The organism is Deltaproteobacteria bacterium (genome assembly GCA_013151915.1).
In the GTDB taxonomy this organism is placed as follows: domain Bacteria; phylum BMS3Abin14; class BMS3Abin14; order BMS3Abin14; family BMS3Abin14; genus BMS3ABIN14.
The window spans coordinates 126,928-133,789 of record JAADHJ010000044.1 but is presented as its reverse complement, the minus strand read 5'-3'; the positions used below and the strand labels follow the sequence as shown (position 1 = coordinate 133,789).

Sequence of the window (6,862 nt, the reverse complement as noted above, 5' to 3'; positions counted from 1 at the left end):
GTCGAAGTCATGGTCCCGGTCGTCCGTCAGGCTGTCCGCTCCGGGATAACGTCAGGGCGGGTCTTTTAGCCTCGATGTCCTGAGCAACCCTGAGCTTGTCGAAGGGGCGTCGAAGGGCATCCCACCTCAAACATGACCGAAGGTCACCAGTGCCTGTCCCGTCTTAGCCTCAGCGAAGGCGGATTTCCGGTCGCGATTCCGAAACCTGAGAATCTGAGCTTTGACCCCAAAGCTTGCCGGTCGCTGCCAAAGCGCTCTGACACCAGTTTTGCGGGGCATCTCTGCCCCGGCCCCATAAGGATTGGTGCCAGACCTTGATAGGATCGAACGTTCTTTATCCGGTTCATTGAACCTTGAACGTTGAACTGGTCTATCCCTCTGGACCCTGGACTCTGGACTCTGGACTTTAGCCTTTGTATAGCTCACCTCTTCCCAGGTCCGGGTTTTCAGGGGAGAGAAAGCGGGCATCCCACCTTGCCGAGGATTAGTGCCAGGCTCCTGTAATGTCTTGAAGTTGAAACGAAAAAAGTAGCGTGATGGCGAACGCGGCGACCACCTTGACAAAAACCGCATATGCGGATATATGTTAGCAAATGAAACAGACCGCACGATTTTTTAAAACCCTGGCAAACGAAACACGTCTGCGGATTCTTGCCTTGCTAACCAGTGGTGAGCTTTGTGTCTGCGACCTGATGGCGGCGCTTGACCTGCCGCAGTCGACTGTCTCGCGTCACCTTGCAACCCTGCGCAACTCAGGCCTGGTAGAAGATCGGCGTCAAGGGGTGTGGATGTACTACCGTCTCGCCCAGGGCGGTGAAACTGCTCTCAATAAACTGTTGCCGCTACTCCAGTCTCAACTGGCTGAGCTTCCAGAGGTACAGCAAGATCTTGCGAGCCTGGAAAACTATCTGAAACAGAAGGATATCGCGGCCTGCGAGTAGGTCGTTTTTTTAACCCAAGTTTATCCGCCTATGCGGATAAAAGAGGTTTCATATGGCTGTAAAACGCGTGCTTTTCCTATGTACCGGCAACTCCTGCCGCAGCCAGATGGCCGATGGCATCATCAACCACGATTTTGCCGGATGTATAGAGGCCTTCTCTGCCGGAACCGAGCCGCACGGTCTCAACCCCAAGGCGGTGCAGGTGTTGGCAGAGATCGGCATCGATATCAGCGGGGACAGTTCTGATCACCTCAGCCAGTACGAGGGGCAGAGCTTCGATTACGTCATTACCCTCTGCGGTGACGCTAACGAAAAGTGTCCGCTCTTTTTTGGAGGCGTGCAACGAACTCATATCGGTTTCGACGACCCGCCCAAGGCGACCGGAACCGAGGAGGATGTGCTCAACGTCTACCGCCGAGTGCGGGATGAGATCCGCGAGCAGTTAAGTGATTTTTTTCGCCAGGAACTTGGCAACTGAAATTCGGAGATCAAAATGGAGCATGGACTGACAAAAAAACTCTCATTTCTCGATCGCTACCTGACCCTGTGGATCTTTCTCGCCATGTTTGCCGGCGTCGGAACCGGCTGGCTTTTCCCCGGAGTGAAGTATGTGGTGAATGCCTTCTCGGTCGGCACGACAAACATCCCCATCGCTATCGGCCTGATCCTGATGATGTACCCGCCGCTGGCCAAGGTGCGCTACGAGGAGTTAGGCGAGGTTTTCCAGAACAAGAAAATTCTCGGCATTTCGTTGATTCAAAACTGGGTGGTCGGTCCGGTACTGATGTTTATCCTCGCCATTGTTTTTCTGCATGGCTACCCTGAATACATGGTCGGACTGATCATGATCGGTCTGGCACGCTGCATCGCCATGGTCATCGTCTGGAACGAACTGGCTAAAGGCAATACCGAGTATTGCGCCGGATTGGTTGCTTTTAATTCGTTTTTTCAGGTGCTCTTCTACTCGGTTTACGCCTGGTTTTTCGTCACCATATTGCCGCCGTTGTTCGGTTTGCAGGGAGCAGTTGTACAGGTCTCCATTGGCCAGATCTTCGAGTCTGTCGCCATCTACCTCGGGATACCCTTTGCGGCAGGTATAATCACCCGGTTCACCCTGATCAAGTCGAAGGGCCGCGATTGGTACGAGAAGAAGTTCATCCCCAAAATCAGCCCGATCACCCTGGTCGCGCTGCTCTTCACCATTCTGGTGATGTTCAGTCTCAAAGGAAAGCTGATCGTCTCGATTCCACTCGATGTGGTGCGGATCGCCATACCACTGCTGATCTATTTTGTGATTATGTTTCTGGTCAGCTTCTGGCTGGGAGTCAGGGCCGGAGCTGATTATTCAAAAACTGCGGCCATTGCTTTCACTGCTTCGGGAAATAACTTCGAACTGGCGATTGCCGTGTCGGTAGCGGTTTTCGGGCTCAATTCAGCTGTCGCTTTTACTGCGGTTATAGGCCCGCTGGTCGAAGTGCCGGCACTGATCGGCCTGGTAAATGTCTCCTTCTGGCTACAGAAGAAATACTACGGAAAAGTCGAATCTTACTGATAGCTCGAATAGGGAGTTCAGGACGAAAAAATCGTTGTTTATGATCCCGCCATGTGCTGTTCAACCGGCGTATGTGGCTCACGTCATGGGCAGGGAAAAAGGGCCAAAACACTTTGATCCCGGTTTTGTTGATGTGCTTTTTTTGAGTTCATCAAGTACAATCGAACCAATGACCAGACGATCTACAGGGGGAATCAACCTCAAGACCAAAAAATTAGCCGGCCTGTTGCTGATGACAATTGTCTCCCTTGCCTATCCCGCATATGGAAGGGGTGTGAATGGATATCACGATACCGCCGTGGACAAAACGTGGGCGAAGGTCAAACAGGATTATCAACATTTCTATTCTCCCGAACATCTGACTCACCTTGGCATCGCCTTCGGCGTCGGCGGAGTCATGGCAAACACCGACCTCGATGAGAACATTCGGGAGCGGTTTCAGAAAGACTTCCGCAGCTCCGGAACGGATGACATTTCAAAAAACGCCAAGCTGCTCGGCGAGGGTAAATACCTCATACCGCTTTCCCTGCTGGCCGCCGGCGTGGGTTCACTGTATTCCACCAACCCGGAAGCTTCAGGTATTGGCGAATGGGGATGGAGGTCCGCCCGCGCCTACCTGGTCGGCGGCCCGGCTCTTCTCCTTATGCAGGTCGTAACCGGGGGTTCCCGTCCGGGCGAAAGTCATAACGCCTCGCACTGGAACCCATTGAAAGATTCCAACGGCGTCAGCGGCCATGCTCTTATCGGGGCAATACCATTTCTCACTGCCGGACGCATGAGCGAATCCCGGTTTCTGCGCTATCTCTTCTTCACCGCATCCACCGCGGCAGGCTGGTCCAGGATCAACGACGATGCTCATTTTGCCTCCCAGGCTCTATTGGGATGGTATATGGGCTGGGAGGCAGTCGGCGCCGTAACCGAAAGCGAGAAAGCCGGCCGGGACTTCCGGATAAGCCCCCTCGTGTTGAATGAAGGGTATGGACTGCGATTGAGCTGGAGCTGGTAGCGAACTGCGAAGGGGAAGAGAGTACTCGCATGAATGGAATCAAGACATTTGACATTGAGCCCGTGGACGAGGTCAGGGTTTACGAACTTATGGGGGATTACGCCGGAGTTCAGGGAAGCCGTATTGAGGACAAAAGCGGCAACGTTATCCTGAATTCATTGGGTAACTACGACTTATACGACGGTCCTGAACACAGTTTTCACGGGGCTCATGCCTTTGCGAATTACATCAGGGTCACAAAAGACGGAAAATCCCGGTATCTTCTCTTCGATGTAGGCCAGAACGAAACGGCGCTTGAGCATAACATTAAAGTGTTCAGTGCTCTGGACAGGGAATTTGACCCGCAAAAAGTGGAGATGATCCTTTTAAGCCACGGTCATTCGGATCACTATTACAATCTTAACAGGGCACTCGAAATTGTTAATCCCGGTGCGAGAAGGGAAATCCCCCTATATGTCGGTGGGGAGAGCTTCTTTTTGCCGAGGGCCAAGGTATCCGGGAGAGCGTTCCTCAACGCCGGAGAATATATCGTCCTCGCCCCCGACAAACAGGGGGCCGAAAAACGCGGTGGAAAATGGATCATTTCACGACGCCCCGCTTTGGTCATGGACAACATGATACTCTATCTTGGAAGTATCCGGCCGGCAGCCGGAAAAATGGGGATTGCGAAGGATTACGAGATGAAGCCCCGTCCCTGGCCGAAGTTCTTTAAATGCGGCAACAACGGGAATGTTATCGACAGAAATATAGAAGATTCCGCTGACGAGGACACCTCCATCGTCTTTAATGTAAAAAACAAGGGACTTGTCGTCATCAGCGGATGCTCCCACGCCGGTGTTAATACCTCTCTCATCTACGCAAAGACCTTGACGAAAGAGGTTAATGTCCACTGTTACTATGGCGGCTTTCATCCAAATTCCGACGTGGATACAACCGGAAGGGACCTGCTCTCCCAGAATATCCGCTATATAATCCCCACCCATTGTTCCCCGTTGGCCCTGGTCAATCTTCTCTGGCAGGAGAACAGGAAATCAAAAAAACCGTTTATGCTCACGAAAAACCATCTGGCCCCGGTCGGGAACGTCTACACATTTTCCAGCCTCCATAAGGATTAAGAACACCTGATACTTCTCAAAAGCCTGCCGGAAATGCTATAATTCCGCGGTAGCTTTATTTGACCTCTTGATCATGGAAACAGAAAAATCTGTTGACGGTAATCCAGTGAGATTGGAAGGGAGATAATGCAATGATCCTGGCGTTTGGTACATTTTTCGGCATTTTGTTCGTTGTTGGCTTAATGACCCTGGGGAGGTCAAAAAGGTGCCCGGTCTGCAGGACATGGGTGTTAAAATCAGCAATCGAGTGCCCGAAATGCGCTTCACCGTCAAAAAAAAAATAGACCTGTCCCGGAAAGGATCTCTACACCTTCACCTTCTTCCCGTCCTCTTTTTCAGTGATCAGTTCAAGTAATGCCTTTGCCACCAGCCTGGGACCTTCCGTCTCAAAACCCGGGACGGCCAGACGTGTTCTCATTTGGCCCACAAATATCCCGGAGGTAAAGGCGGCATCAAAGGTCCTGACCGCCAGTTCCTCGTGCACCTCTCGATACTGGGGCGGCCCGAAGATATTAGCGAAATAACTGTGGGTCAGGCCTGTGGACGTGGTGGTGCCCTTGGACATTGCCGCCCCCTCCCGAAAAACCGTCATGGCGATCTCCGCTGTGGGGAAGGTCTGGATAACGGGATGGTCCTCGTCCACCTGTTCGTAGTTGTTGGCATAAAGGATATAGCCGATGGGGTAACCTTTGAGGATCTCTTCGATGAAGTTCACGGGAATGAGCACCCTCGCGTTTGCCTTCTGGGGACTCATGATGATGGCCCTGTTCACCTGTTTCAAAGCGTATCCGCGCTGAAGATCGTCCAGCCGGATAAAGGCCCCCGTCTCGGTCCCATATCCCAGGACCCGTCCCTCATCGTCGATCCCCAACGACCCCATGTCGTCCGAGATAATGGATATGTTCCTGATGAACTCCCGACCGATGACGCGCAAGGCCTCCAGGGTCTCCGACTTGCCGGTGGCAGTCTCACCCATGACAAGGACTGTCGACTCCTTACCGTTTCTAAGCATGATCCGCGCCATTGCCCCATGAAAGGGCATCCGTCCCCTCTTCATCATCTTTATGTTGTGCAAAGTCAGAGCCATCTTCTTGAGGTAACCGAAATATCCGAACCTGTCTTCTCCGGGAATGGCCCCCGTGATAATGCCGTTAACCTCGTCATCGTAAAAGACGGTGGGCACATCTCCATATTCCGAGAGGTGTCCGGCCGGAACCCCGTACAGAAAAACGGCGTCGGGGCCCGAAGCAATCATATCGTCGGAAGCCAGTTCGAACAGGTTGGCAAGGGAACATCCCAGCCCCATGAAAACCTGATGGAAGTAGATGAATATGGAAAGGGGACCTACCTGGGCGGGATAGCAAAGCCACTCATCGGATTCCAGTTCAAGCCCCTCGAGGGGATCACGATCCACCTTGAGGAATTGACCCGTCCGCCGGTTCTCGGGTGGATCGATAATGAGAGGAGGATTAATGAGGACCTGCCTTATGAAGGGTATGTCCGCAAGAGCAAGGGTGCCCGGGCTGGGCGGGTTCCACTCCTTCCGGGTGGCGATGACACCAAGATTGCATCCGGCCGCGACCTGCCTGTAGATGCGGGAGTGATCCCCCGTAATATTCTCGCACATATCCCGGTAGAGGGAACGGATCAGGTCTGTCAGCCTTTCGATGGTTACATTGAAGGTCCTGTACGGTCTCCTGTCGTGGCTTCTTGGCCCCTGCTCGGAGTAGCAGACAAGATAACGGTCGTGGGAGCGCCAGAAATCGTAGAAAGCCTCGACAAACAGGTAGAGCGCCCTGGGGTTGGACTGATAGTGATCCGCTCCCGGGATAACCCTGACAGCGTTTTCAATGGGCGTTTCGGCCACGGTCCAGAGAAGGGACAACATCCGTTGTCTCCCCTCTTCCGTTCCCAGATCGGACGTCATGCCGTTCAGGACGGAGTCCTGGTTTTCGAAGAGGTGATCAACAAACAGTTTAAAAACAGTCGCGAACGCCCAGCTGTGAACCAGTTCGTGGGTAGTTGAACACAGGATACCGCCGGAGTAAAGGACGACCTGTTTCCCATGATAGGACAGGTTGCTCAAATAGAAATCGGTTTTTTCAGGCGGAGTAATTTTCAATGTCTCAGGTCCCTTCCAATTTGCCTGAAATTTTACTACTTTCCCGGTTCAAAAGGAAGTGTTGGGGGGGTATTTCCAGTGGTATTATCCTTCCTGGAGGCGGATTTGCCGCGGAATGATCCGGGC

Annotated in this window: 7 protein-coding genes; 6 read left to right on the top strand and 1 reads right to left on the bottom strand. The window is 52.8% G+C overall.

What is annotated here, in order from left to right:
* Positions 1–593 precede the first annotated feature (593 nt).
* From GXP52_08835 to GXP52_08810, 6 genes are read left to right on the top strand one after another with little or no spacing between them, the layout of a single operon-like run.
* A complete protein-coding gene (locus GXP52_08835) occupies positions 594–941 on the top strand; it encodes a metalloregulator ArsR/SmtB family transcription factor (protein ID NOY87391.1) in 348 nt (115 codons plus the stop codon).
* 52 nt (positions 942–993) lie between these two features.
* Positions 994–1,419: an arsenate reductase ArsC gene (locus GXP52_08830; GenBank protein NOY87390.1), complete on the top strand. Its 426-nt coding sequence runs from the start codon at positions 994–996 to the stop codon at positions 1,417–1,419.
* A gap of 15 nt (positions 1,420–1,434) precedes the next feature.
* Entirely contained in the window at positions 1,435–2,493 is a 1,059-nt protein-coding gene (arsB, locus tag GXP52_08825; GenBank protein ID NOY87389.1) for an ACR3 family arsenite efflux transporter, read from the top strand.
* A 30-nt stretch (positions 2,494–2,523) separates the two neighbouring features.
* A complete protein-coding gene (locus GXP52_08820; protein NOY87388.1) occupies positions 2,524–2,610 on the top strand; it encodes an arsenic metallochaperone ArsD family protein in 87 nt (28 codons plus the stop codon).
* A gap of 52 nt (positions 2,611–2,662) precedes the next feature.
* Positions 2,663–3,499, top strand: coding sequence for a phosphatase PAP2 family protein (locus GXP52_08815; GenBank protein ID NOY87387.1), 837 nt, complete (start codon positions 2,663–2,665; stop codon positions 3,497–3,499).
* Positions 3,500–3,528: 29 nt separating this feature from the next.
* Positions 3,529–4,614 carry an MBL fold metallo-hydrolase gene (locus tag GXP52_08810; GenBank protein NOY87386.1) on the top strand — a complete coding sequence of 362 codons (1,086 nt, stop codon included), beginning with the start codon at positions 3,529–3,531 and terminating at the stop codon, positions 4,612–4,614.
* A 304-nt stretch (positions 4,615–4,918) separates the two neighbouring features.
* On the opposite strand, the gene GXP52_08805 is transcribed toward GXP52_08810, so the two are convergent.
* On the bottom strand, positions 4,919–6,736 hold the full coding sequence (locus GXP52_08805; GenBank protein NOY87385.1) for a phosphoenolpyruvate carboxykinase: 1,818 nt from the start codon (positions 6,734–6,736) through the stop codon (positions 4,919–4,921).
* Between the last annotated feature and the right edge of the window lie 126 nt (positions 6,737–6,862).

What these genes read in the sequence shown, in the direction of transcription:
- GXP52_08835 (NOY87391.1), top strand. Translation starts at nt 594, where the DNA reads ATGAAACAGACCGCACGATTTTTTAAAACCCTGGCAAACGAAACACGT.
- GXP52_08830 (NOY87390.1), top strand. Translation starts at nt 994, where the DNA reads ATGGCTGTAAAACGCGTGCTTTTCCTATGTACCGGCAACTCCTGCCGC.
- arsB (NOY87389.1), top strand. Translation starts at nt 1,435, where the DNA reads ATGGAGCATGGACTGACAAAAAAACTCTCATTTCTCGATCGCTACCTG.
- GXP52_08815 (NOY87387.1), top strand. Translation starts at nt 2,663, where the DNA reads ATGACCAGACGATCTACAGGGGGAATCAACCTCAAGACCAAAAAATTA.
- GXP52_08810 (NOY87386.1), top strand. Translation starts at nt 3,529, where the DNA reads ATGAATGGAATCAAGACATTTGACATTGAGCCCGTGGACGAGGTCAGG.